The organism is Vibrio sp. R10-SF1-ISO8, from assembly GCF_059833805.1.
The window spans coordinates 14,791-41,010 of record NZ_JCBDHL010000008.1 but is presented as its reverse complement, the minus strand read 5'-3'; the positions used below and the strand labels follow the sequence as shown (position 1 = coordinate 41,010).

25 protein-coding genes are annotated in these 26,220 nt (G+C 43.5%); 7 read left to right on the top strand and 18 right to left on the bottom strand.

Going from position 1 to position 26,220, the window contains the following annotated elements:
• Nucleotides 1–19 precede the first annotated feature (19 nt).
• Together AC6R00_RS03945 and AC6R00_RS03940 are read right to left on the bottom strand one after the other, a co-directional pair.
• The gene (locus tag AC6R00_RS03945; protein ID WP_500639391.1) at nt 20–871 is read right to left on the bottom strand and encodes a carbohydrate ABC transporter permease; all 852 of its coding nucleotides are present in this window, start codon (nt 869–871) and stop codon (nt 20–22) included.
• On the bottom strand, nt 871–1,683 hold the full coding sequence (locus AC6R00_RS03940) for a carbohydrate ABC transporter permease (protein ID WP_417801472.1): 813 nt from the start codon (nt 1,681–1,683) through the stop codon (nt 871–873). Before AC6R00_RS03940 ends, AC6R00_RS03945 begins: the two co-directional genes overlap by 1 nt.
• A gap of 451 nt (nt 1,684–2,134) precedes the next feature.
• On the opposite strand from AC6R00_RS03940, the gene AC6R00_RS03935 reads away from it, so the two are divergent.
• Nucleotides 2,135–3,217, top strand: a complete 1,083-nt coding sequence (locus AC6R00_RS03935; protein WP_500639390.1) for an ABC transporter ATP-binding protein — start codon at nt 2,135–2,137, stop codon at nt 3,215–3,217.
• 41 nt (nt 3,218–3,258) lie between these two features.
• On the opposite strand, the gene AC6R00_RS03930 is transcribed toward AC6R00_RS03935, so the two are convergent.
• Complete coding sequence (locus AC6R00_RS03930) at nt 3,259–4,167, bottom strand: LysR family transcriptional regulator (RefSeq protein WP_500639389.1); 909 nt, start codon at nt 4,165–4,167, stop codon at nt 3,259–3,261.
• A gap of 123 nt (nt 4,168–4,290) precedes the next feature.
• Here AC6R00_RS03930 and chrA point away from each other — a divergent pair, with 123 nt between their 5' ends.
• The gene (chrA, locus tag AC6R00_RS03925; protein ID WP_500639388.1) at nt 4,291–5,436 is read left to right on the top strand and encodes a chromate efflux transporter; all 1,146 of its coding nucleotides are present in this window, start codon (nt 4,291–4,293) and stop codon (nt 5,434–5,436) included.
• A 50-nt stretch (nt 5,437–5,486) separates the two neighbouring features.
• Here chrA and AC6R00_RS03920 read toward each other — a convergent pair whose 3' ends face one another.
• From AC6R00_RS03920 to AC6R00_RS03865, 12 genes are all read right to left on the bottom strand, one after another.
• On the bottom strand, nt 5,487–6,494 hold the full coding sequence (locus AC6R00_RS03920; protein WP_500639387.1) for a tetratricopeptide repeat protein: 1,008 nt from the start codon (nt 6,492–6,494) through the stop codon (nt 5,487–5,489).
• A gap of 9 nt (nt 6,495–6,503) precedes the next feature.
• Nucleotides 6,504–7,448: a type II secretion system F family protein gene (locus tag AC6R00_RS03915; protein ID WP_500639386.1), complete on the bottom strand. Its 945-nt coding sequence runs from the start codon at nt 7,446–7,448 to the stop codon at nt 6,504–6,506.
• Nucleotides 7,449–7,450: 2 nt separating this feature from the next.
• Nucleotides 7,451–8,419: a type II secretion system F family protein gene (locus AC6R00_RS03910; protein ID WP_239826446.1), complete on the bottom strand. Its 969-nt coding sequence runs from the start codon at nt 8,417–8,419 to the stop codon at nt 7,451–7,453.
• Nucleotides 8,420–8,428: 9 nt separating this feature from the next.
• Nucleotides 8,429–9,901, bottom strand: coding sequence for a TadA family conjugal transfer-associated ATPase (locus AC6R00_RS03905; protein ID WP_500639385.1), 1,473 nt, complete (start codon nt 9,899–9,901; stop codon nt 8,429–8,431).
• 29 nt (nt 9,902–9,930) lie between these two features.
• Nucleotides 9,931–11,154: an AAA family ATPase gene (locus AC6R00_RS03900; protein WP_500639384.1), complete on the bottom strand. Its 1,224-nt coding sequence runs from the start codon at nt 11,152–11,154 to the stop codon at nt 9,931–9,933.
• A gap of 273 nt (nt 11,155–11,427) precedes the next feature.
• Entirely contained in the window at nt 11,428–11,700 is a 273-nt protein-coding gene (locus AC6R00_RS03895) for a hypothetical protein (RefSeq protein ID WP_486794578.1), read from the bottom strand.
• A gap of 8 nt (nt 11,701–11,708) precedes the next feature.
• Complete coding sequence (locus AC6R00_RS03890; RefSeq protein WP_500639383.1) at nt 11,709–13,181, bottom strand: type II and III secretion system protein family protein; 1,473 nt, start codon at nt 13,179–13,181, stop codon at nt 11,709–11,711.
• An 8-nt stretch (nt 13,182–13,189) separates the two neighbouring features.
• Nucleotides 13,190–13,933, bottom strand: coding sequence for a Flp pilus assembly protein CpaB (cpaB, locus tag AC6R00_RS03885; protein WP_239826453.1), 744 nt, complete (start codon nt 13,931–13,933; stop codon nt 13,190–13,192).
• On the bottom strand, nt 13,930–15,276 hold the full coding sequence (locus AC6R00_RS03880) for an ATP-binding protein (RefSeq protein WP_500639382.1): 1,347 nt from the start codon (nt 15,274–15,276) through the stop codon (nt 13,930–13,932). Before AC6R00_RS03880 ends, cpaB begins: the two co-directional genes overlap by 4 nt.
• Before the next feature lie 30 nt (nt 15,277–15,306).
• Entirely contained in the window at nt 15,307–15,819 is a 513-nt protein-coding gene (locus AC6R00_RS03875) for an A24 family peptidase (protein WP_500639381.1), read from the bottom strand.
• A gap of 28 nt (nt 15,820–15,847) precedes the next feature.
• The gene (locus tag AC6R00_RS03870; RefSeq protein WP_004747820.1) at nt 15,848–15,997 is read right to left on the bottom strand and encodes a Flp family type IVb pilin; all 150 of its coding nucleotides are present in this window, start codon (nt 15,995–15,997) and stop codon (nt 15,848–15,850) included.
• A 101-nt stretch (nt 15,998–16,098) separates the two neighbouring features.
• Entirely contained in the window at nt 16,099–16,269 is a 171-nt protein-coding gene (locus AC6R00_RS03865; RefSeq protein ID WP_171382600.1) for a Flp family type IVb pilin, read from the bottom strand.
• A 452-nt stretch (nt 16,270–16,721) separates the two neighbouring features.
• On the opposite strand from AC6R00_RS03865, the gene AC6R00_RS03860 reads away from it, so the two are divergent.
• The 3 genes from AC6R00_RS03860 (at nt 16,722) to AC6R00_RS03850 (ending at nt 20,337) form a co-directional block, all read left to right on the top strand.
• On the top strand, nt 16,722–17,459 hold the full coding sequence (locus tag AC6R00_RS03860; RefSeq protein ID WP_500639380.1) for a helix-turn-helix domain-containing protein: 738 nt from the start codon (nt 16,722–16,724) through the stop codon (nt 17,457–17,459).
• A gap of 189 nt (nt 17,460–17,648) precedes the next feature.
• On the top strand, nt 17,649–19,334 hold the full coding sequence (locus AC6R00_RS03855; protein ID WP_500639379.1) for an AMP-binding protein: 1,686 nt from the start codon (nt 17,649–17,651) through the stop codon (nt 19,332–19,334).
• A gap of 103 nt (nt 19,335–19,437) precedes the next feature.
• The gene (locus AC6R00_RS03850) at nt 19,438–20,337 is read left to right on the top strand and encodes a LysR substrate-binding domain-containing protein (protein ID WP_500639378.1); all 900 of its coding nucleotides are present in this window, start codon (nt 19,438–19,440) and stop codon (nt 20,335–20,337) included.
• Nucleotides 20,338–20,350: 13 nt separating this feature from the next.
• Here AC6R00_RS03850 and AC6R00_RS03845 read toward each other — a convergent pair whose 3' ends face one another.
• Nucleotides 20,351–20,557: a YjiS-like domain-containing protein gene (locus AC6R00_RS03845; protein ID WP_500639377.1), complete on the bottom strand. Its 207-nt coding sequence runs from the start codon at nt 20,555–20,557 to the stop codon at nt 20,351–20,353.
• 97 nt (nt 20,558–20,654) lie between these two features.
• Between AC6R00_RS03845 and AC6R00_RS03840 the strand changes: the two genes are divergently transcribed.
• A complete protein-coding gene (locus AC6R00_RS03840; protein ID WP_500639376.1) occupies nt 20,655–21,587 on the top strand; it encodes a LysR substrate-binding domain-containing protein in 933 nt (310 codons plus the stop codon).
• 208 nt (nt 21,588–21,795) lie between these two features.
• Here AC6R00_RS03840 and fusA read toward each other — a convergent pair whose 3' ends face one another.
• Nucleotides 21,796–23,883: an elongation factor G gene (gene fusA / locus AC6R00_RS03835; protein ID WP_486786717.1), complete on the bottom strand. Its 2,088-nt coding sequence runs from the start codon at nt 23,881–23,883 to the stop codon at nt 21,796–21,798.
• Between the two features lie 291 nt (nt 23,884–24,174).
• Here fusA and AC6R00_RS03830 point away from each other — a divergent pair, with 291 nt between their 5' ends.
• A complete protein-coding gene (locus AC6R00_RS03830) occupies nt 24,175–25,731 on the top strand; it encodes a hypothetical protein (protein ID WP_500639375.1) in 1,557 nt (518 codons plus the stop codon).
• A 39-nt stretch (nt 25,732–25,770) separates the two neighbouring features.
• Here AC6R00_RS03830 and ndk read toward each other — a convergent pair whose 3' ends face one another.
• Complete coding sequence (ndk, locus tag AC6R00_RS03825; RefSeq protein ID WP_069665550.1) at nt 25,771–26,196, bottom strand: nucleoside-diphosphate kinase; 426 nt, start codon at nt 26,194–26,196, stop codon at nt 25,771–25,773.
• Between the last annotated feature and the right edge of the window lie 24 nt (nt 26,197–26,220).

The following is a 26,220-nucleotide window of genomic DNA, read 5'->3' as shown; positions in this document are numbered from 1 at the left end:
AGTTGGCTTGCTGCGAAAACTAACCTTTTGTCGCGCCGAGTGTTAAACCTGCGATAAAATGGCGCTGCATGGTAAAGAACAACACAACAGGTGGAATCGCCGCGACGATGGCGCCAGCAGAGATAAACTGCCAAGATGCTAGCCACTGGCCTTTGAGTGAGCTTAGGCCCGCGGTAACCGGACGCACTTCATCGCTCTGCACCAGAACCAATGCCCAGAAGTAGTCATTCCAGATAAAAGTGAATACAAGTACCGCGAGCGCAGCCAATGCTGGGCGCACGAGTGGTAATACGACATGCCAGAAGATCTTCCATTCGGTTACCCCTTCAACACGCGCAGCTTCGATCAAGGCATCTGGAATTCCGACAATAAAGTTACGCATGAACAGAGTACAAAAACCGGCTTGGAACGCGACGTGGAAGAAAATCAGCGCCCAGTGGGTATCGTATAAACCAAAGCTGATCGTTAGGTCACGTACCGGAATCATTAGAATCTGGAAAGGCACAAAGTTGCCCGCAATAAACATCGCAAAAATCCAGATATTGGCTTTGAACTTGTATTTAGCTAACGCAAATCCTGCCAAAGTAGATAGAGTCACTGCTCCAGCGACAGCCGGTAAGGTAATCAATAAACTGTTAATCAGATACTGGCCCATAGACGTCGAGGTAAACACCTGAGTGTAGTTTTCCACGAACTGGAATTCACTCGGCCAACCCCAGTAGTTACCAGTGTTGATATCTTCAATGCCGCGGATTGAGGTCATCATTACGGCGATCAAAGGCAATAACCACATCACAATAGAAATTGGCAATGCCACGCGATAGCTAATGTTGGTAAAGCGTCCTGCTTTTTGAATCGGTTGTGGGTACATTATTTTTCACTCCTCAACATACGCCATAAGAAGTAAGCGATATACACGTCCATGATGAGGAACAACACAACAGAAACCGATGCGCCATAACCCATTCGATAGTTAAAGATCGACTCTTCATACATTTGATAAGCCAGTACCGTCGAGCTGCCCCAAGGACCACCTGCTGTCATGGTTGCGACTAAGTCAAAAGAACGCAGAGCGCCAATCACGGTCACAACGATGGCAATAAACGTCGCCGGGCGTAGCTGAGGGATCACCACGTACCAAAGCATGCGCCATTTTTTCGCCCCATCAAGACGCGCGGCTTCAATTTGCTCTGGGTCGAGGTTGTTCAAACCTGTGAGGTACAAAATCATGCAGTAAGAGATTTGCGGCCATAGACCGGCAGCAATGATGCCGTAGGTAACGTAGTCTTCATTGGCAAGAATCGAAATTGGCTCTACACCAAATGACCCCAGCACCATGTTAAACAGGCCAAACGACGGATCGTAAAACCACGCGAACACCAAACCGACCACTACTTGTGAAATAACAAAAGGGAAGAAGAAAAGTGACTTCACCACGCGGATTCCTTTTACCTGCTGGTTAAGGAATAGAGCGATAGCAAGACCGATTGGTGGGGCTAACATAAAGAAGACTAGCCACAAGGTATTGTTCTTAAGAGAGGTATAGAAAGCTTCAGAGTCAAACAACTCGCGATAGTTATCTAAACCTACCCATACCTTCTCACCTAAACCATCCCACTCGTAAAAACTAAGCCAGATACTGTCTAGAATTGGATAGATGACATAAATAGCGAAGATCGCCATTGCTGGGGCTAAAAATAACCACGGTGAGAGCTTTGCGCTTACCCTTGCTTTACGCCTTGCGGAAGGAAGACGATTTTCTGGGTATATCGTTTTCACAGATTGCTCCATTTTGTGTGACTCCTTGTCACATCTTCCGGTTTATGAACGTTTCAAACACTTTAGTAAAAGTAGAAGAAAAGTGACCAAAAGATGAAGTTTTATCTAATCTACACTCATATATTAATAACTCTGATGATTTAATACACACTAACAAATCAATTTTGTAAACGTTTCCACAAAAATGGTCAATTTTCGTAAAATAACCATGATCGTGATCAACTATTCCTTGTTAGCAGGTAACAAAAATCTATGAAACGCGTATGTTTTATAAACAAAGCGAAACTAACGGTGATTTATCGCTCATAATTCGCTCATCAAACGAGTTTTTTGCGCCATAAGGCAAGGAGTAGATATGGCTGACATCAGCTTAAAACAGGTCATCAAGCGTTTTGGTGATGTGCAAACCATTCATGGTGTCGATCTAGAAATAGAGAATGGTGAATTTGTTGTCTTCGTTGGCCCATCGGGCTGCGGTAAATCGACGCTATTACGACTTGTTGCAGGCCTTGAAGAGATCTCTGACGGTGAAATTCATATCGATAACCAACTGGTGAACGATATTGATCCTGCCGAACGGGGCGTTGCTATGGTGTTCCAATCTTATGCTCTCTACCCACATATGACCGTAGAAGAGAACATGGGCTTTGGCTTGAAGATGAATGGCCACCCGAAAGAGCAGATCGAAAAACAAGTCCATAGCGCCGCAAAAACGCTGCAACTTGATCATCTACTAAAGCGTAAGCCAAAAGAGCTGTCTGGTGGTCAGCGCCAACGTGTTGCTATTGGTCGTGCCATTGTACGCAACCCGAAAGTGTTCTTATTTGATGAGCCTTTGTCTAACCTTGATGCCGAACTGCGAGTAGATATGCGTTTGCAGATTGCCAAGCTGCATCAAGATCTGCAAAACACTATGATCTATGTGACTCACGATCAGGTCGAAGCAATGACGTTGGCAGATAAGATCGTGGTGCTGCGCGATGGGCGTGTTGAGCAAGTGGGTTCACCCCTTGAGCTTTACCATAACCCACAAAATGAATTTGTGGCGGGCTTTATTGGCTCACCTAAGATGAACTTCATCCCGACAAAAATTGAGTCTTCGAACGAGCAAGGCTTGAAGCTTGTCAGCGAAGATGGTTCATTGTTTACCTTGCCTGCCGTGGAACAAGACCTAGCAGCAGGCGATACTCTTACTCTAGGTATTCGCCCTGAGCATTTGGAAATTGACCTTTCCGGTGATGTGCACCTTAACTTCCAAAGTGAGGTCGTTGAGCGCTTGGGTAATAGTACTTACATGTTCGGCCAATCATGTGGTGTCGATGGCTTCAAAGTTCATCTGCCCGGTGACCAAGAGGTGTCTAAGTTCCAGCAAATGGAGCTAAGCTGCAAAGCATCAGATTGCCACCTATTTGATGCTAATGGCCTGCGGGTCGAATAAACCGATCAAAGATGTCAAAGTGGCTGAGAGAACTTCAGCCACTAATTGACGACTGAAGCCACTACCCTTCTTATCCAAATACTTTTCTCTTCATACTGATTCGCCTTTAAGAACAGTAAGCGAATATCAAAGTCTGGAATCTCTATTGGGCTCGAAATAGCTTGCAGACCATGGCTGTACATTTCCATCTCGGCAAAACGTTTGGGCACAATACATAACAGCTCTCGCCCGAGTAACAAACGTCGAATCGTTAGAAAGTTTCGCGACGCTACCCCAACTCTGCGTTCATAACCTAACTTAGCGAGGCGCTTATCAACCTGAGTTTGTAAGCTACCATCTGGACTAACGAGCGCATGCTCATAGCCCACAAAGTCTTCAAGGCTCATCGGTTCATTCGTGGTCACGGAGTGAGGATCAAACAAACAGAGATGTTGCTCGGTATAGAGGTGCTCAGAGAGGAAACGACGGTTAAGGTTTTCAATGCTACCAATCACGACGTCCAAACCTTCGCTCTCTGCAATCTCAACATAGTTGCTGCGGTTGACGTTGAAAAAGCTTACTTGCGAGTTGGGTGACTGCTGCTTGATCGCATCATACAGGGCTGGGGCAAAAAGCTGCTCTGCATAATCAGTTAAACCTATTTTCCACACTCCCGAATAGCCATTGGCTGTGAAATGCTTCTTAACTAGCAAGTCGTTCTTGATACTGCCCAACAACCTGTCGATTGTCGGAGCTATCTCCTGAGCATGTTGCGTGGGCTCCATTTTCGCTCCAACCCTCTCAAACAGAGGATCATCAAACAGCACACGCATTCTTTGTAAGGTGTGGCTCATTGCCGACTGGCTAACAAAGCACTGCTCTGCGGCCGCACTGACACTGTTGGTCTGAAACAAGGCTTGAAAAGCCACCAGCAAATTGAGGTCGACCCCTTTCCAATTAAACTCTTTCAATCACCCAATCCCATTTGATTCATAGTTTGTATTAAGACTATCAATTTGAGTCATTTTAGTTCATTGCGTACATTATTGGCACTATTTAAGGTCTATTAACCTAGCAAAAGAGTAAACCTAACCATGCTGTCGATTTTTAAAACCTTCTTTATGCTTGGCTGGATTAGCTTTGGCGGTCCTGCAGCGCATATTGGCTATTTCAGAAATACCTTTGTTGAAAAGCTCAACTGGCTAGATGACAAAGAGTACGCGCAAATTGTTGCGCTGAGCCAGTTCTTACCCGGCCCAGGTTCGAGCCAAGTAGGCTTTGCCTTAGGTTACAAACGTGGTGGTCTTGGCGGTGCGTGTATGGCGTTTATCGGCTTTACCTTACCGTCTGTCATCATTATGTTGGCGCTCGCAGTGCTGAGTAGCCAACTCACAGAGGCGAGTGCGTTCCAAAATATTGTCCATGGTTTAAAACTGCTCGCGGTTGTAGTGGTTGCCGATGCCACTTGGGGAATGTACAAAAACTTCTGTAAAGAGAAGCTATCTGTCGCATTGTGTTTAATGACGGCTGTAGCGCTATTACTTTTACCTGGTATTGCGACCCAAATGGGCGTGTTGATTGTCGCGGCCTTAATCGGCGTGAAATGTCTGGGGAATGACGACGCGCAGAGCACCCGCAAATTTGAGCCTTCTATTGCCCCTCTCGCCCTGTTTGTTGCTTTACTTGTTGGGCTGCCGTTTGCGGCGCAAGCATTGCCTGCACTTGGGCTATTCAATGACTTTTTCCAAGCGGGCAGTTTAGTCTTCGGTGGCGGTCATGTGGTTCTGCCACTGCTACAAAACATCGTCGGTGATCAGCTAAGCCAAGATGCTTTCCTTACTGGCTATGCAGCAGCGCAAGCGGTGCCTGGACCTATGTTTACCTTTGCGACTTACATAGGTTACGAGTTGATGCCTTCAGCTCCAATTGCGGGTGCATTGATAGCAACATTAGCGGTGTTCTTACCGGGCTTCTTGTTGCTACTTGGAGTACTAAAGAATTGGCAATCACTGGCTAAAAATCACAAAGTCTCTGGCGCTGTCAACGGAGTGAATGCTGCGGTCGTTGGTTTGCTGGTCGCTGCGTTATACCAACCGGTATTTACTAGCGCAGTAATCAATCCACTTGATATCTCGCTCGTTCTGGTCGGTTTCTATTTACTCAAGCAACAGAAGCTGCCGATTGTTTGGATGGTCGCCTTCTTTATGCTAGCGGGCTTAGCAACAGGCTACATCGCTTAGCCCAAAAGCACATAGAAATTAACAAGGGAGAGCCAGTGCTCTCCCTTTTTTTATTGCTCTTGTTTAGCTTTCTCTTCTCTAACCATGGCCAATGCTTTTTCTAGGTTCTCATTCGCAACTTTGTAGTAAGTCGATTTGGTATTAATCGCTTGTTGAAGGTAAGGGATTGCCTTATCAGGTTTACCTTGCAGGGTGAGAAAGTAGCCGACGTTATTTAACGCCTCAGACTTATCCATATGCTGTGAGAAAACATTAAGTGCCCGATTGATCTCACCTTTCCCTAGGTAAACAAGTGCCAAGTTATTCAGTGCTTTCTCGTTGTCAGGGTCTATATCGAGCGCCTGCAATACGAAACGCTGCGCCTTACGATAATCTCCAGACATATAGAATGAATAGCCGACATTGGTGAGAGTTTTGACCGACTCTGGCTCAATGCTTAAAGCCTGTTTGTAAAATGCCTGTGCTAACTCGTGCTGCTTATCTAAATCTGCCGCTACTCCTAACCCCATAAATGCGTACTCAGGTGAATGCTGGTCAACCTTAAGATTGGCAACAGATTTCACCGTCATCAAATCTTCACTTTCTAGCGTATCTCCATTATTGAACCTTAACTGGTCAGCATTGACCGCACGCAGGAAGTAACTGCGACCTTGCTCAATATCGCCATTACGACTATAAAGAATGCCTAGTTGTTCAAGGACTTTGATATTGTTGGGGTTCTCTTCAATAGCAATCAAGTAGGCCTTTTCTGCCAACGCCAAGTTGTTTCGCGACTGATGAATACGGCCAATATTAAACAGCGCCCTATCTCTGAATTGCCCGTTTTCAAACGCCAGCGAGCGAATATATTCATACAAAGCGAGATCAGAGTTGCCCGAACTCAAGGCAATATCACCGCGTTGAATCGCCTCTTTTTCAGTTTTCGGTGGTTCCTCTAATGAAAGCGTATCGATGGGCCGTCCGTCATACAGAGAGGTATCAAGAGATGGCTCCTTGCTCGCACACGCTGAAAGCAGCACAATGCTAGCTAACAGTACTAAATAACGTAATCCATTCATAACGAGTCCTTAATTCCCTAAGGTCGAAGTTAACGACAGCATTGAAGGGCCTATTGCGACAATAAAAAAGCAAGGCCAGATGAAAATTAGAAGCGGGAATATCATTTTAGTCGGTATTTTAGCCGCAATCTCTTCCACCTCTTGATTACGCTTATCACGGAAGTCTTCCGTATATTCACGCAAAGTTTGCGACAAGCTACCACCAATTCGAGAAGCATGAGACAGCATGGTAACAAGACCCGCAATCTCTTTTACACCTGTGCGTTCGACCAACTCACTAAAGGCATCAGACATTTCCACACCCGCTTTAATTTTTGCACAGACCGTATCAAGCTCATCAGCAAAATCAGGGTGAGAAATCATTAGCTCATCAGCCACCCGACGCAATGCCGCTCCAAAGCCTAAACCTGATTCTGTACAAACCACCAGCAGATCTAGCGCATCGGGCACCCCACCACGAATCAGAGACTGGCGTTTATCCACCATATAGTTGAGCGCGATATTAGGTGTATATAAACCAATAGCGACACTGACTATCATCAATAGGTTTAGCTGTGTTACTTCCGGCAAGAAAAAGAAAAGAAATGCGGCAACCGCTAAACCAAAAATGATTGATATACCTTTGAAAGCATAAAATATAGTAATCGCACTCGCATCATGGTAACCAGCATGCATTAATTTACTTCGAATACTCTCACTTTCCTTACTATTGGCAGGCTGCATTACTGGTGCCAATGACTCCAAAGTATTATCTAAACGACGGCTCTTCTTAAGTTTTTCGCTTCCTGTACTTTTGCGGATCTCTTCTAGTTTTAGAGTGATGGGGGATTTAGATCCCAATAAGAGCATAAAAAGAGTAAAGATGATCACCACTGTCGCAATGAGTATGAAAACTAAAAAAACAGTTTGTTCGTCTATTTGAAAAGCATTGAGTTGATTAATGAGGTCTTCCATAGTTACACCTCAAAGTTGATTATTTTTCTTATCCACATCGAGCCAATAAATAGACTCACTATGCCACCACTCACTAAATCTAACCCTCGTGGATCTCTGTAAAGTGGTTCCACATACTCAGGATTTATGAACGACATGAAAACAAACAAAATAAAGGGGGAAAGGACAAGTATCCATGCTGATAAACGACTTTCAGCCGACAAAGTTTTAATCTTACGCTGTAGCTTGAAACGAGAACGTAGCACCTTAGACACTTTCTCTAAGTTCTCAGAAAGGTTTCCTCCCGTTTCCTTTTGCAGAAGTACGGCACTAGAAAAAGCAAGCATGGAAACGGTGGGGGTACGCTCTGCCATCTGCATAATAGCCATGCGCATATCGTAACCATAATTAAGTAAGTTAAAGGTGTTTTTAAACTCTACTCCGATGGGTGCTGGCATTTCATTACCAACCTCGTTGAATGCCTGAGTGACTGGCTGACCAGCCTGAAGCATTCGGCGCATAATATCGAGCGCTTCAGGAAGCTGCTCCTCGAATGCCGCTAATCGATCTGAAATCTTTTTATTCAACCAGAAGTAGAGTATGAACCAAATACCAACAGCGGCGACAAGCCCAATGTAAATCGGTTGCTTGAATATTAAGGTCGTGACGAAGACTATCGTCGAAAATAAAAAAGTAACAGTAAGTGTTTGAGTAAGACTCCAGTCGTAACCTGACAGCTCTATCATTTTCTTTAAGGAAGAGAAAGTTTCAATCTTAACCAGTTTTCTATCAAGCGGAGTTAAGCTTTTAACGTAGTGCTCTTGTAACAAAGAGCGAGCTTCTTCATCGAGGCCAGCTTGAGACTCTTTCAGTCGCTGAGACAATTCTTTGTGCTTGGCTTTGCTACCAGCAGCAGGAAGTATCAATGCTTGGGAAATAAACACCACAGCAAAGAAAAGTAAAATAAAGAATAACGTCGCATCCTGCTGCATAACGCCCCCTTATAAGAATGTCTCATTAAAAATGTCGAATGGAAGGTGCATGCCTTTTTTCGATAGTTGGTCATGACATTGAGGTACGACTCCAGTCGCTGTGTAATAACCTCGAACATTACCTTCTTCATCCATCCCTTGGCGATTAAAACGGAACAGTTCAGACATGGTAATGATCTCGCCTTCCATGCCATTAATTTCACAAATGCTAACCATGCGCCGTTTGCCATCTTCTTGACGTTCCATTTGAACCACCAAATGAATCGCGGATGCTATCTGTGAGCGCAGGTTCTTGGCCGACATGTTCCACCCTGCCATGGCAAACATGTTTTCTACCCTTGAAAGTGCGTCTCGCGGCGTATTGGCGTGAATCGTCGCTAGAGATCCATCGTGACCGGTATTCATGGCCGCGAGCATATCAACCGCTTCAGCGCCACGCACCTCCCCAAGCACAATGCGATCAGGTCTCATCCGCAGTGAGTTTTTGACTAAATCTCGCTGTGTGATCTCTCCTTTACCTTCAAGGTTTGCAGGGCGAGTCTCTAGACGCACAACATGAGGCTGTTGCAACTGAAGCTCTGCCGAGTCTTCAATCGTCACGATACGATCATCTGACGGGATAAAGTTGGAAAAGATATTCAAAGTGGTGGTTTTACCTGAACCTGTACCACCCGAAATCAACACGTTCAAAGCACCGTTCACCGCCGCTTCGACAAATTGAGCCATCTCTGGAGAAAGCGAGTTGAAGTCAAGCAAGTTATCCATGTTGAGCTTTTCAACCGCAAAACGACGAATAGAGACGGAAGAACCATCTAAAGCTAATGGGGGAATGATCGCATTAACACGTGAACCGTCAGCCAAACGCGCATCGACCATAGGTGACGCTTCATCGATACGACGCCCCACCTGGCTTACAATGCGATCGATAATATTGCGCAAGTGTCGTTCATCAAGAAATGTATAAGGAGTAAGCTCAAGCTTACCGCGTCTTTCAACAAATACATGCTTGGGACCATTGACCAAAATATCAGAGACGGTCGCATCGTGAAGTAACGGTTCCAAAGGCCCAAGACCAAACACTTCGTCTTCAATCTGTTGGATAACACGTTTACGCCCTTCCGCACTCAACGCATGTGTCTGATCCTCAGCCATCAACTGAACGATGGCATCATGTAGATCAGCTTTTGCTCTTTCTGGTTCTAAACTTGCCAAAAGTCCAAGGTCTAATGTTTCAAGCAATCTTTGGTGGTAATAACGCTTTACTTCCTGCTCAAGCGTCAATTGCTTACGAGTCTCTTCTATGATCTTTTCTTTCGCCTCTGTCTCTAACATTTTCTGTTCTTTGAAAGAGTTAGATGGGGACGAGATGACTCCGGTCTGTGCATCTGAATCTGACGTTTTCGATAGATTGTCTTGTTGTTGCTCTACTGCATTCACTTTTTCTTGCAACTCAGGATTCAGATTTTTCCTTTTAAAAAACATAATCGCTCTCTGTCACTGTAAGTGAGAAGTTATGAGAATAACCGCTTAAACCAACCTTTTTTCTCTTCAGTCTGTGGGGAAATAGACTCTACAAAGCGGCTAATTGATTTCGAAATCGAACTGCTTTTTTTGGCTTCAATAAATGGACGACCTAAGTTGGCACTTTCTAATGCCACTTTGAACTCATTTGGAATGACATGAAGAGAAATATCACCAACAGTTCCTTTAATATCTTTGAGTCGAATGGACTGACGCTTCTCATAGCGGTTAATCACAATTTCTAGCTGTTCTTTGCTAATACCGAATTCAAACGACAATAGCTTGATCATTTGGGTGGTGTTTTTAATCGCGACTAAGTTTTGTTGCGCGATCAGGTAAACTTTGGTCGCAGGTGCCAACACAGGAGCAAATAGACGATCTAACCCTCGCGAAAGATCGACAATCACATAAGGATAATGTTCTCGCAGTAAGGGCATCAACTTATTTAAGTACTTGGCTTTTTCGTAGTTTTCATGGCTGTTCTCTCGTTTGAAAGAAAGAATATGCAAGCCACTGGAATGCTTAGTGACGAATGTGCCTAATGCGACCTCATCTAAATCGGAGACGTTGGCTAGAGCGTCAGTCATGCTATATGTTGGGTTTAAACTCAAGTAGTCATTCACCACACCAAATTGAAGATCTAAGTCGAGCAATAATACTTTTTCAGGATTTCGATTTGCCAATTTAATTGCAGAATTGAGTGCAATGGTTGATGCCCCAGAACCACCTTTGGTATTCATAAACACCAGCAATTCACCCAAATTACGGCTTGCGACTTTTTCTTCAGCCACATTTTTAAGTAGCGGAATTAGCTCTTCAATCTGTGCGGTATTCGAAACGAAGTCTGCCGCCCCGATACGCAAAGAGATCTTCAGTGCGCCATTGTCATTCTCATTGCCAAATACAATCAGTGAAGCTTCATGATTATCACCATTAGATTCAGGCGCTTCATAGTTTTGCAGTTCGACAATTTTCTGCGCCCAGTTGGGACCCGTTTCAACGAAGATTAAGTCTGGCGGTGAAAAGTGGGCTAAATTAGCAACAACTAGCCCATGAAAAGAGATCATTTCGTAGCTGATGCTTTGGCATTTAGAAAGCTCGTGACTGATATGCAAATGAAAAGAGTCAGACGAGTAGAACACCCAAATCGTAAGATTGGTTTTTAATCTTAGCGGAGCACTTCCATTTGGCGTTATCTTCACAGCCTCTCCCATATTTGCCTCCTAGCAATTTGAACTACTACTGTTGCCATCCGATGTTCGGTGATGACCTAATTTTTCTCTCGGTCGAATCGTTTCAAACTCAGGAACAGCCAACACCCCTGTTAAGTTGATGAAACTCAATAACCCTGTGTATTGATAATTAAAAATCACCACTCTTGCTCTTACATAACTAATTGTAGGAAACACATCATCATCTGTCAGAGTTAACACACAACTAACGAATGTTTAAGCTGCACGTCTATCAGCAGGACGCGAGTTAAGTGTTCAACGTTTAGAACTATCACTTTCCAAAAACTGACTATCACTACCTGTTAGCTCTGCATCTTGTTTACCAGTATAAACTTGATAAGCACCTTCCATTCGTTCACCACTACCGGTCGGAATAACCCCTAAATTGTCCTGAGTTGCATTAGGGTTGTACGTTTGTTCTTTTGTCAGTTTCGCCACATGGCCACCCAACCGCTCTGCATTATTGACACACCCAAAGAGCAGTAGAGATAGAAAAATCACACCTGTAATTACTTTCGTATGTTTCATGTCGCCCCCTATAGACTGTGTCCAAATGTGCCTTCCGTACCACCTTTGGTATGGTCAACATATTCTGGCTCAGTGTTATCGTTTGGCTTAGCCGTGTTTGCAGGAGCTATATAAGCACCACGCCCAAGTAAGTAATATTCAAAGTCATTCGGCTCAACAAATGAATCGGTCGGAAGAGTTACACGGCGGCGGTCCACAGGTTTAGCTAATCGCGGAGTGACCAAAATAACTAATTCAGTTTCACCTGAAATGTACTCTTGACTATTGAACATCTGACCAAGGATAGGAATATCACTAAACCCCGGCATTTCATTAACGATGTCACGAACGTTTTCACTAATTAAGCCAGCAATACCGATTGTCTGACCATCGGCCATTTCCAATGTCGAAGATGCGCTACGACGGGTAATAGGTGGGATAATATAGGTGCTGTTAGTAAAGTTAGGGTCTAATACCAAAGATGACGTATTGGCGATTTCACTCACATCAATCGCCAAGTTAAGATTAATTTTCTGATCGCTTAACACCGTGGGGATAAACTTGAGACCAACACCATATTCCTTATAAGCAATGGTAATTCCATCCTTATCGGGTACCGGTATTGGGAACTCACCACCGGCTAAGAATTCAGCTTTAGCACCACTGAGCGCGGTTAAATTCGGCTCTGCCAAGACCTTGGCGGTTCCATTTTGTTTAGCAATATCTAACGCAAATGAGAAGAGGGTATTACTGTCAATAAAAGAGCCCAATAAGCCTGTCGTATCTATAGCGGGTGCGTTAAATACAGGAGTCACAGAGCCTGGACTTCCTGGCAATGTCGGTAAAGAACCGCCTGCTGACGTTCCTCCCCAAGAAAAATTGCCGCTTTGCTGCAAAAACTGAAAGTTTGCATCAAACTTACGCACTAGGCTTCTTTGCACTTCAGCAACGGTGACTTCAAGTAGCACTTGTTGCGCACCACCTATGGTCATTAGGTTAATCACTCCAGTTTGAGACGTTTGCTCACTCAAGGACTCTTTCGCTTCATCAGCCTCTTGCCCTACAGCGTAAGTCTCTGCGACTCGCAATGCGATATTCATTGCCGCTTGGTTACTGATTTGCCCACTTAGGATCAAACGATTCTGAGCACTGTGAACTTCGATCTGTTCATTAGGTAAAAACTCAAATAGTTTAGCTTTTAGGCTATTCAAGTCATGGGTGACTTCAATATTGATCGATTCAATCAACTGGCCTCGACTGTCCCAAGCCATCAAGTTGGTTGAGCCTAGTTTTTTACCAATTAAGAACACTTCGTTTGATTTAAGCATCACAATATCAAGCACTTCTGGGTCGCCTAAAGAAACGCGTTTTGCTTTACCCGCTAAAGTGACATGAGTTGATTTATGATGTGGCACCTTAACCACTTTTCCCGATTGAGTCGCGCTATGTACATGTAACGTACTCAATAAAAAAACACTTATTAGTATGATTATCTTACGCATAGCTCACCTCAATCCTTGACTCTGATGTTGCTTTTCTCTGTGCCTTTAAGGATGGTGACACTTGGTGCAACGTATCTTTTAACAGGCTTCTCCTCTTCGTGAGGATTGCGAAGGGCGAGTTGAATCTCCCCCTTACTTTGCGCTGATAAAAGCTTCTCAGCTTCTCTTGGTGACACTTCTAAAGTCACTGCTCTAACAATAATGGGTTTGTTTTCTTTAGTTCTGGCGGTTTGGTCTACCGCTAATACTCTAATGTCTTTTAAAACAGTTAGGGTTGTTGCTGATGTCGCGCTATAGCTAATGGTATTCAGCACATCAACTCTGTTGCCGGGTAATAAGAAACCCGCAACACCAATAACATCATTCACTCGTATCGTAACGGCTCTCTTGCTCTCTGGTATCAGTGCCGCTAGCGTTGAACCTTCTCCAGAGTTGGCTAGCCGATTCCGGTTAACAACTTCCCCTGGGTAAATAGTTGTCGCAGCAACCTGTCCAAGCAGCTCTTCTCCAGAATCAAACTGCGAATCATCTCGCCAAGATACTTCGATCAGTTTTGAGCTAATATGTTGTTCTTCAATAACGCTGCCAGCCGGTATCTCTTGGGCAGCCACAATTACAGGCTCACGTTCGACCACTTCAACTTCGGTTTGTGGTGTCAGTTGCCGATCCATCCACTGCTTGGCAAAAAAAACCGCTCCAAGTCCAAATGCAATAGAGAGTAAAAATAGTAAGATCACTTGGTTTCGACTCATCGAGCACCTCCTCCTTTGCCATCAGCAGTAAAATAAACTTCCCATGCGCGGCAGACGATCTCGGAGGTAATGACCGGGGCAACTTCTTCGAAAACTATAATATCTCGGCTGATACCTACTAAATCCTTTGGAATACAAGGATAAAAGCCAACGCTATGCTGACGATGTAACTCTAAAAGTGATGGTATGCAGTCGTCAGCAAGCTCAAGCTGACGACCTTTAGAAAATTGGTCCCACAATTGGCGATACTCTGTTTCCAATAAAGGACCAAATTGAATTTTGTAGCCTAATCGACGTAAAAAAGCGGGGTCACTGATCTTTTCCGGATCTAAGTTCGTAGAAAAGGCCAGAGTTAAAATAAATGGAATCGTGATTTGTTGTCCATTTGGCAGTGATAGATAATCATAGAAGTACTCCATCGGTACTATCCAGCGGTTAAGCAATGTAGCAACAGGCATAGTTTGACGACCCAAGTCATCAATGATGAAAATGCCATTATTTGCCATCATTTGGAGAGGGGCCATCCAAACTCGGTTATGCTCACTGTGGTTGACCTCAAGCATATCCATGGTCAACTCACCACCAACTTGGATACTGGGTCGCTCACATAGACACCATCGACGGTCAAACTGTTCTTTAAATGTTATGGACTGATTTTCAGCACTTCTAACCCGTTTGTGGTGCTGGGGAGAAAATACTTTGATGATGTTTCCCGCTGCATAGACAGCATAAGGAACATAGACAGACGTATTAAGAGAATTCAGTAAACGAGTCGCAACAAACGTTTTACCAGTACCTGCATCGCCATAAAGAAGCAGCGCTCTGCCCGAGTTTATTGCCGGACCTAAAACACCAGTCATTCTCTCAGCACCAAGTACTTCCTCTAAGGCATAAGTAACATCTTGGCGATTGACCATTTTTGCTCTTACATCCTGAGACTTGACCATCGCATCGTAACTAGTTAAAGAAACCGGGACGGGACCTAGGTAAGCATCTTTGGCAAAAGCAGTATCCGCTTCCTGCATACCTTGTTCTGAGAGACCATAACGTATGTTGCCAGCAGAGGAGGCAGCGAAACCTGAACCCTGTGCTTGATACACTTCAACTTGGGACTTAGCTCTCAGGTCGCTGAGCATATCTTCAATCATGTGGCTGTTAATACACATCAACTTGGTCAGGTGAAGAATGTCAGATTTGGGGTATGCTGCGAGGTGTTTAAGAAGCAGATTCTCGACAACGGCTTTAGGTAATTCCAAAGCATCAAAAGAAACCGGTACAGAGGGTGCGGAGGCTTGAGGTGTAAGTTCTACCCTATGCTTTGCTTGAACTGTCGACTGAACCATAGAGACTCCTTGTCTCATCAAGGTAAGTGCTTAAAAATACTGAGAAAGTGCTACTCCTACGACTACGACTGGAGCAAATGGCATTCTGTAGCGCTCGTCCATGCTTCTTTTCTCACCTAGAGCTTTAGTAGAAGAAACGCCATACAATGCAAAGATCGAGTATTTTTTTATTAGTACTTTAGTTTGTTCTGGGCTTTGCGCCATTCTCTGAAGTGCGTACAACAACCCTATCATTACGCTAGAAACTGCAATCCAAAACACAGCATTTAACGTGTGCTCACTACCTAACCAAAAGCCGACTACTCCCATTAGTTTTACGTCCCCAGGAGCCATAACTTTTAATAAGTAAAGAATCAAGGCGCATATAAAACAAGTAATACCACTAAATAAAGACCATGCTAAAAGAGAAAAATCACCGACAACGAAAGCATTGTTTATGAAAACAATAACAATAATCGTTAATAAAAAAGTATTAGGAATTCTATGTTCCTTAGCATCAGAAACGGCTACTGCAAATAAGACGACCCAAACTAATACATCCATTTAACCGCTCCGTAATAAGGCTTTATTATTAGTTAAATATAGTCGCAAATTCGGCAGTTAGTATTCCTCTAAACGCAACAAATAAACCAGCAAAGCCGACAACTATCAGACCAGCCCCCACTACATATTCAACGACGGTAAGTCCTTCTTCATCCTTTAAAAAATCTGATACAGACACAAAAACCTCCTTATGCTCCCTAGCACAAAAGACCCATAGTGGGCTCACTATGGGTCATAAACTATCGATTGAGAGGTGATACTTTTACCTTGTACTCTCGGCTATTCATCAGCAAATACAGTGCCAAGCTCAGTTTCTAGGGTTGTACTGAATGTGCCAAAAATACCCGCTAATCCTGCAACGAGTAGGCCTGCACCTACAACGTACTCAACAACTGTCAAACCTTCTTCGTCTTTCATAAATGCTGTGATGTTTTTAATAAGCTTGCTCATGATATGTCTCCTTCCAAAGTTCATTAAGCTGTAGCGCTTATTGATAATTTAGAGTTATTCACAGATAAGAGTTAGGATTATTTTGTCCATCTTTGGTATTTTTTTGCTCAACCTTCAAATACGATTTGGACTTTTTTGTCCTATTAAGCGCACAATTTTATCCATTAAAATAATTACTCTAAATATTTTTAATATTACAAATAAATGATTAAAAAAGAAATAATCAACAATCCAAGCTAAAATTATAAAAACACTACAAACATTATGCACTTTCTCATTCTTGATACTTGACAAAATTACAACGACAGAAAAGTGTGACCCCCATCAACCAAAAAAGGGCATATAAGTTTGTTAAAACTCAATAGTGTGATTGGTCAACCTCATAATCTCATACTAAGCTCAACCTTATAGTTCCTCATTATTCTAATTAAGATGACTAAGGACTGCATACAGTGGAAGTACTACATAAAGGCTACTGGCTCGGAAAATCAGTTACTTATATCGAAAAAGATCTGGTAAGAGATTTAGAAAGACATTTCCACATTCTAGATTACGGTTATGATGTATCAGTACTCAGTGAGCCAGATATACACTTCTGTTTTTTTTATTTTGAAGAGCCCTTTGCTTCTTTAATGCATACCGCAGTTAAGCTGTGCCAAAACTTAGATAAACACTTAATTGTTGTCTGTAATGACGAAATTCCAGAAGAAATAAGTCAGTTAGACGTGGTATTTTCTTCCTTCTCTATAAATAATGATGACGTAAGGTTATGGTCTGATGAGCTTAATAAACAAGTTTATTATCAGTTTACTAAGCATCAAGAAGTTCTAGACATCCATAAATTAGTTGAGAAACAATCTCAAAAACATATCAGTAAAGATCTAGTCGAAATGCTGAGGTACATAGAGAAAAATCTATCCAGAACAATTAGAGAGGAAGATGTAGCAGAATATTGTCACTATTCAGTCACTTATTTTTCAAAATTTTTTCATAAAACTATCGGGGTTAGTTTTCGCGATTACCTGACCTTAAAAAGAATCAATCTCGCTAAGCACCTTCTCACCAACGACCGAAAAGAAAAGATTTCATTTATCGCTTTTCAATGCGGTTATAACGATGTCTCCTACTTTTCTCGTATCTTTAAAAAGAAGACCGGTATCAGCCCGGCTATCTACCGTCAACTACACTAGTAGTAGATAACGAGGAAATCTTTCATATTCTAGACTTATACATATTGAACGGGTTTACGTATATTGTTCACAAGATGCACGAAAACTCGCGACTTGCACTTTCCTCCGCTTAGACTAACATGCTAGAGTTAACAATCTATTAACAATAAAAATATAAACATAACTTTGCAAATAACATGGAGTTAGAGAATGATTCAGCCTAACGAGTTAAGCAAACCAACCTGTGCTCTCCCACCACCAAACGAGATGATCCTAAAATGGGCTGAGGAACGCCCAAACGAGGTTTATCTCAAGCAAACCATCAATCGAAAGTTTGTTGAATATACCTATGCTGAAGTCGCCGATCAGGCATTGAAGCTAGTTAGTGCGTTAAATGATCTAGGGGTTCAGCCTCGCGATAAAGTCGCCTTAGTCTCAAAAAACTGTGCAGAATGGTTTATTTGTGACTTAGCGATGATGCTTGGTGATTTTGTAAGTGTCCCTATCTTCCCTACTGCGGGGGCGGATACAATCGAATACTGTTTAACGCATAGTGAAAGTAAGGTCTTGATTGGAGGTAAGTTAGATGACGCCGCTGCGACGCAGCAAGTGATCGACTCTAAGCCTGATGTCATTACTATCTCACTACCTTATGATACTGCGCCAAACTGTAAATATCAGTTCAAAGAGTTAATTGCTTCAGCTCAGCCTAGTGAGACTCGTCCAGAACATTATGATGATAAGTTAATGTCATTGGTATACACCTCTGGTACTTCTGGTCTACCTAAAGGCGCAATGCTGACCTACGGCGCATTCAGTTGGTCAGTTCAACAGCTTATTAATCATATCGGTATCCAAGAAAACGATCGCTTGTTCTCTTATCTGCCGTTAGCACACATCACTGAACGCGTTTACATCTTTGGTTCATCGATCATGGGTGGCGTTCAAACCGCCTTCCCTGAGTCTTTAGATACCTTTATCGAAGACGTGAAAATGCAGCGCCCAACGCTGTTCATCTCAGTTCCTCGCCTATGGACTCTGTTCCAGCAACGTATTCAAGACAAGCTACCGCAGAAAAAACTCAACATTCTGCTTAAGATACCGTTTGTAAACTCTCTGATTAAGAAGAAACTCGCAGAAGGCTTGGGATTAGATCAAGCACGTGTACTCGGCTGTGGTTCTGCGCCAGTTTCACCTGCTCTACTTGAGTGGTATCACAGCGTTGGTCTACATATCACCGAAGCATGGGGCATGACAGAGTCATTTGCCTACAGTACGCTCAACTACCCATTCCGCGCAGACAAAATAGGTAGTGTCGGCAATGCAGGTCCTGGTATTGAGCTTAAGATCGCCGAAGATGAAGAGATCTTGGTTCGAGGCAAAGGTCTGTTCTCTGGCTACTACAAAAATGATATTGCAACGCAAGAGTCATTCAATGCTGAAGGCTGGCTACATACAGGCGACATCGGCTTTATTGATAGTGAAGGCTATCTAACGATTCAAGGTCGTAAGAAAGATACCTTTAAGACTGCTAAAGGCAAGTTTGTTGCACCTGTACCAATCGAGAAAAAACTGTTTGAATACAGTCGAGTCGAAATGATGTGTTTGATAGGGCTTGGTCTTCCAGCACCTATTCTGCTCGTTGTTCCGCATGACTTCCCGAACTTCGATAAAGAGCGTTACGAGAGAACAACCAAAAAGGTCATTGCGAAAATGAACGCCGACCTTGAATCTCACGAGCAGATCAAAGGCGTGCTAATGATCAAAGACCCGTGGAGTATTGAGAATGGTATCTTGACGCCAACGCTTAAGATCAAACGTCATGTTCTAGAACAAAAATACCACGACATTGGTCATAACTGGCCAAAAGGACAACTCGTGGTGTGGGAAGATTAATCTTCACTAACTCAATCCAAAGGAGAGCATACGCTCTCCTTTTGCTTTTGTTACTAAACCGATTATGATGCCAATTCATTCGGACCAAACATAGGAAGTGGATATGGATGCAAGGCTGCATCACTTACCGGGTTTACGCTACTTTGAGGTGGCTGCGAGATTAAACAGCTATAGTCGCGCTGCCGAAGAGCTATTTATTAGCCAAGCGGCTGTCAGTCAGAAGATTCGTCAGCTAGAAGACGGCTTAGGCTGTAAACTGTTTGTCCGTGAAGGCAGGGAAATGCGTTTAACAGAACAAGGGAAAATCTTGTTTAAACATGTCTCCCAAGGTTTTGAAAACATCATCAGTGGCCTCAATCAAATCCAAAGTGAACCGGTAGAAGGCTTGCTGTGTGTCAGCTCTACTCCTTCGTTTGCTTCGCGTTGGCTACTGCCGAGACTGTGGAAATTTTCTACTCAGCACCCAAACATCCCGATTCGCATCATCACCAGTTGTGATGCCCCAAACCTCAAGCAAGGCGACGCTGACCTTGCGGTATGGCAGGGGGAAGAACTGGATATCAACATTGACCAAAAGCTGCATAAAGAGTTTCTATTTGAGGAAACCATCTATCCCTTCTGCTCACCCAATTTAGCCAAAACTATCCAACTTACTAGCCCTGAACAGTTACTCAATACATGGCTTATTCACTATGAGTCTGGTGGTTACCCTTGGCAAACCTGGTTCGCTCAAGCAGGCGTGACGATGAATAAAGAGTCCGTTCAATGGATGGATGTCAGTACTTTTGACCATGCAATGAATGCCGTTATGGCCGGTCATGGCGCTTGCCTTGCATCTGATTCATTAGCAAGCGACTACATTGAAAGAGGGCTACTCATTAAACCGTTTGATATTGGAATGACGCCGGGTATTCAGTTCAACCTTTTCTACGATAGTGAATCACCTCGCCGACAACGTATCGCTGCATTCGCCAACTGGCTGCACAGTGAAATTGCAGAGTAACCCTTTTTACGGATTACTCATCCCAAAAACGTCGAATGCTTTCTTCATGCGATTGCTCTTTCGTTAGTCCAAGATCATCAAGAAGGTGATCTGGCAAATCTTCCAACTGCTTACGAGTGCGATGATTTCGCCACCAGCGCTTCAATATAGTTAAGATTTTTTTATCCCAAACTAAAGTATCAGATAGTTTTTGTTTGTAGCCGTACTCTGAAGTTTCCATGGTTTATCCCCTCTCTTGCATTTAGTGATTAAATAATTAACCATGAACCTATCTTGCTCAAACGATACAAATTGACCTTCAGTTAAGGAAAACTAAAGTGAAAGATCGATTGCCACCTTTGCAGGGCATTTATTACTTTTATACCGCAGCGAGGCTGGGCAGTTTCAAACTGGCAGCCCAAGAGCTCTATGTCACCGCCGCAGCCATTAGTCAGCAGATACGCCAACTGGAAGACTTTTTAGGCGCAGAACTGTTCTTGAGGCAACATCGTAAAGTCACGCTAACCATGGAGGGGGAAATACTCTATGAGCAAGCTCTAAGAGGCTTTGAGCATCTTCATCGCGGTGTTCGACAAATCAACCAAGACCCCAATCCTAACCAGCTCTCCATTTCGACATTGCCTTCCTTTGCCCAACACTGGCTTGTGCCAAGAATTGGCCACTTTAGACAGCAAAACCCAGATCTTGAACTGATGATTGAGCCCACCAGCGAGCTGGCTGACTTTCAAAACTCTAACCTTGATTTGTGCATTCGATATGGGCCTGGTGATTACCCAAACATCACTTCAGAGCTACTTATTGAAGAGTTACTCTATCCTGTTTGTCATCCTATCTACCAAGAGCAACACGGTATTTACCAACTCAGCGACCTAACAGGCGCGGACTTAATTGAAGATTATTGGCGAGACCTAGATTGGGGGATTTGGCTCAACAACGTGGGCCATAAAGCCTCTAAGCCGACACTTAAGTACAATGGCTCCCACTTTGTATTAGAAGGTGCTTTAGCTGTTCAAGGCGTCGCGCTCGCCAAGCATACCTTAGCTCAACGTTATATTGATGAAGGGAAGCTAGTCAGAATCGGTAATCTAGCGCAGCGTACCGACTACAACTATTTCTTGTGCGCACCACGCGCCTACTTTAAAAGAGAGAAAATCAAACGCTTCTGTGAATGGATTTTTGACCAAGCCAAAGAGTGCCAGAAGCTCGATCATTTAGGTCTAGAGATTATCGATAGCCGCAGTCCGAGGTGAGCGGAACAACGAGAAACGAGAAACGAGAAACGAGAAACGAGAAGTCTTTAAGGAATAATGTAAATTCTCAACACTTTCCTCTCGAAGGGCGAAGCCCGATCTCGATTCTCGTAGCGGAGCGTTCCATAGGGCGTAGTCCGTTCCCATAACAAAAAAAAGCCCCAGTCTTTCGACTGGGGCTTTCAAATCTATCTAGCTAACGTAAGAATTACTTCTTCTCGTTACGCTCTTTAACTTCAGCGATTACTTGCTCAGCAACGTTTGCTGGACATGGTGCGTATTGACCGAACTCCATAGAGAACTGACCACGACCAGAAGTGATAGTACGTAGGTGACCGATGTAGCCAAACATTTCTGATAGAGGAACGTCAGCTTTAATACGAACGCCAGTAGTACCAGCTTGTTGGTCTTTGATCATACCACGACGACGGTTAAGGTCACCGATTACGTCACCAACGTTGTCTTCTGGAGTGAATACGTCAACGTTCATGATTGGCTCAAGAAGTTGTGCACCCGCTTTAGGCATAGACTGACGGAATGCGCCTTTAGCAGCGATTTCGTAAGCGATAGCTGAAGAGTCAACTGCGTGGAAACCACCGTCGAATAGTTCAACTTCTACGTCTAGAGTTGGGAAGCCAGCTAGAACACCAGTTTCCATCATAGATGCGAAACCTTTCTCAACTGCAGGCCAGAATTCTTTAGGTACGTTACCACCAACAACTGTTGAAGAGAACGTGAAGCCAGAGTTTGGCTCACCTGGTTTGATGCGGTAGTCGATCTTACCGAATTGACCAGAACCACCAGACTGCTTCTTGTGCGTGTAGCTATCTTCAACTGCTTGAGTGATAGTTTCACGGTAAGCTACCTGTGGAGCACCTACTTCTAGCTCAACGCCGTAAGTACGCTTAAGGATATCTACCTTGATGTCTAGGTGAAGTTCACCCATACCTTTCAGGATAGTTTCGCCAGACTCTTCGTCAGTCTCAACTTGGAAAGATGGATCTTCTGCAACCATCTTACCGATAGCGATACCCATCTTCTCTGAACCGCCTTTGTCCTTAGGAGTTACAGCGATAGAGATTACTGGTTCTGGGAAGATCATAGCTTCAAGAGTACATTCGTGCTTAGGATCACATAGAGTGTGACCAGTTTGAACGTTCTTCATACCAACGATAGCGATGATGTCACCAGCTTGCGCTTCAGTAAGTTCGTTACGCTCGTCAGCTTGCATCTCACACATACGGCCGATACGCTCAGTCTTACCAGTTGCTGAGTTAAGGATAGTGTCACCCTTCTTCAGACGACCAGAGTAGATACGTACGAACGTTAGAGCACCAAAACGGTCATCCATGATCTTGAATGCTAGCGCTTTTAGTGGCTCATCTGCAGATACAGTAGCAACTTCGCCAGTTGGCTCGCCAGTTTCTGGATCTGTTAGAGGCTGAGGATCAACTTCTGCTGGAGCTGGTAGGTAATCTACAACAGCGTCAAGGATAAGCTGCATACCTTTGTTTTTGAATGCAGAACCACAGAAAGTTGGGAAGAACGCTAGGTCACGAGTACCCTTACGAATACAACGCTTAAGGTCTTCGATAGAAGGCTCTTCACCTTCCATGTAAGCTTCCATTAGATCGTCGTCTTGCTCTACAGCAGTCTCAACTAGCTCTTCACGGTATGCTTCTAGGTCATCAACCATGTCCGCTGGAACTTCTTTGATTTCGTAGTTCTCTGGAAGACCTGTGTCATCCCAAACGTAAGCTTGACGGTTTAAAACGTCTACAACACCAACGAAATCGTCTTCACGACCGATTGGCAGAGTCATTACTAGTGGGTTTGCACCAAGAACGTTTTTCACTTGATCAACTACGTTGAAGAAGTCTGCACCCATACGGTCTAGTTTGTTTACGAAGATCAGACGAGCAACTTCTGAATCGTTCGCGTAGCGCCAGTTAGTCTCTGACTGAGGCTCAACACCACCAGAACCACAGAATACACCGATACCACCGTCAAGAACTTTAAGTGAACGGTATACTTCTACTGTAAAGTCAACGTGTCCCGGAGTATCGATAACGTTTAGGCGGTGGCCATTCCACTCACAAGTTACGGCAGCAGACTGGATTGTGATACCACGCTCAGCTTCCTGCTCCATGAAGTCAGTTGTAGACTCACCGTCGTGTACTTCACCAGTTTTGTGGATTTTACCAGTAAGCTTAAGGATACGCTCAGTGGTGGTAGTTTTACCCGCATCAACGTGCGCGAAAATACCAATGTTTCTGTACTTTGATAAATCTGCCATTGTCTTACTCTGTTTATAAGGTATAAATTGCGCGCAGAGTATATCACAATCTGTCAAGACTGATACCCTTGCGTGCTGTTGTCATAAAAAAAATATCTAGAACAATAATGGTACCCTAATATCTACTTTTCAACTATCTCCTCCTCCTCAAAGTTCTCACAAGTAAGAACTCGACAAATTATTGACTGTTCGACATATATATGACAGTGATTCATAGCTAATATCTAGCCGCATAAAAACCACATCAATGCCGTCAGTTAAATAAAAGCAATTAAGGACGAGGGAGTCTATATGTTAAAGAAAACCATATTCACACTTGCGAGTGTTTGCGCTTTTTCCGCTGTCGCAGATAGCTACGGGGAAAGTTACTCACAAGATTTTAGTGAGTACGCTATTAAAGGTTGGGGGCTTATTGCTCCAGTTCCGTTTCACTTTGAAGATAGAAATTTCACACGTGCAGAGAAATTAGCTTATACAGAAAACAATCGTATTCTCTTCGATGTACGCTGGACACAAAATACATTAAAAGCTTTGCTTGGCTCTAAATGGAATGACAACCTATCACTTCGTAACATTCGCAAAGCCTTCAACAGTCATAACTCTACTTGTAAAGCAAAGCTAGAAGTAGGAAGAGCTTATATTTATGGCCCATATGCTTATGACCAGCATGTCGCTGAATTAGATTCTGACCTTCATCATTGCGGTAGTTCAATAGATATAGAAAATATTAATGGAGAGTACAATACTTATACTATTGACAGGTCAGACAATGCATCAGGAGTACGTTTAAGAACCTATATTCCTACCATACCTGGTGTTCGCTATACTTTCGACCTTGATTACGGTTCTCGTTTTTCGGGGTATGACCCTACACAGGATAAGTTGTTCATTAGACTACGCTCTGACAACATTGAGAAAGCGGCATTAAACGGGATTGACCTCACTGCGTCTTTAGTCAACGAACACAAAATCTCATTGCCACTGCCAGTAAGTGTGCCAAACAACGATTTCTACACAGCCAAAGTTGAGTTTGTAGCCGATCGCTTCTTCACACCAATTTTTATACGCTCAAACGATAAACCCAATTCTTACGGCCCATTATTGGAAAGCCTAAACATTTCTCCTTCAGCAAACCAAAAACTCACTTCCGAGCATATTGAGCTTTGTAAATCTTTCTACAAACCTTATAGCAACGAGTTAAAGCGCTGTTTAACTACACCAGAACCAGAAAGCAACTTGCTCAGCTGCAATTTAGATGCAGCTCTTCAAAATGTTATCTATGGTAAAGAATATGCAGATCCATCAATTAGACATGAGTTTGTACGAGTGAATAGAGAAGGCGCTAGACCATTTAGCGATCAAACTAGATATATCCCTGCCGGCATGACTGGAGCTGAAGATAGTTCAAGCTTCTATTCTGTTGGTCGTTCAGGTATGACTACAGTTAGACTAAACTGCCCTATTGAAGGAAAATCATTGTATGTTAGAGAGTTTTCAGGAGGCGGGGTTTCTTTTGCACAATACCCAGAGCAAGGAAAAACAAAGGTCCACCTAAAATGCTTGGATGGTGACGACATAACTAGTTCTTGGCATGCACTTGCAGATGTAGGTGAAGTTGACCAAATCGTTTCGAGCTACACAGGAAACGACCAATTGCTTCGTACCAATAGATCCTTAAATATTAAATTCGATAGTGAGTTCGAAGGATGCCGACTAACCGCCATTCGCTTTATTGACCAGACGCATAAAATTACAACTAAAGACCCGCACAATTTTGATGAAGCTTCGCTTGAGCGACATATCAATTCCAGTGACGGTTTTGAAATTCAAGCACTGAGTATTCAATAAAAAAAGGGCCATTCGCTAGAATGGCCTTATTTTTACAGCTTATCGAGGACAGATTTCCGATTCAGGGAAGAAGAATTCAATTTCGCGAGCCGCAGACTCTGGGCTATCAGAGCCGTGAACAGAGTTATGACGCATGCTTAATGCGTAATCAGCGCGAATAGTGCCGCAAGCCGCTTCTTCTGGGTTAGTTTTCCCCATTAATTCGCGGTAGCGAGCAATTGCGTTCTCACCTTCCAGTACTTGAACCATAATTGGGCCTGAAGTCATAAAGGCTTTCAAATCTTCAAAGAACGGTTTGCCTTCATGTTCAGCATAAAAGCCGCTCGCTTGATCTTCAGTTAAACGCACCATTTTAGCAGCAATAACTTGCAGACCTGCTTTTTCAATACGGTGGTAGATTTCACCAATTAGATTACGTTCTACTGCATCGGGCTTAACAATAGAAAAAGTTCTTTCTAGAGTCATAGGGTATCCTTTCGTTATTTCTTG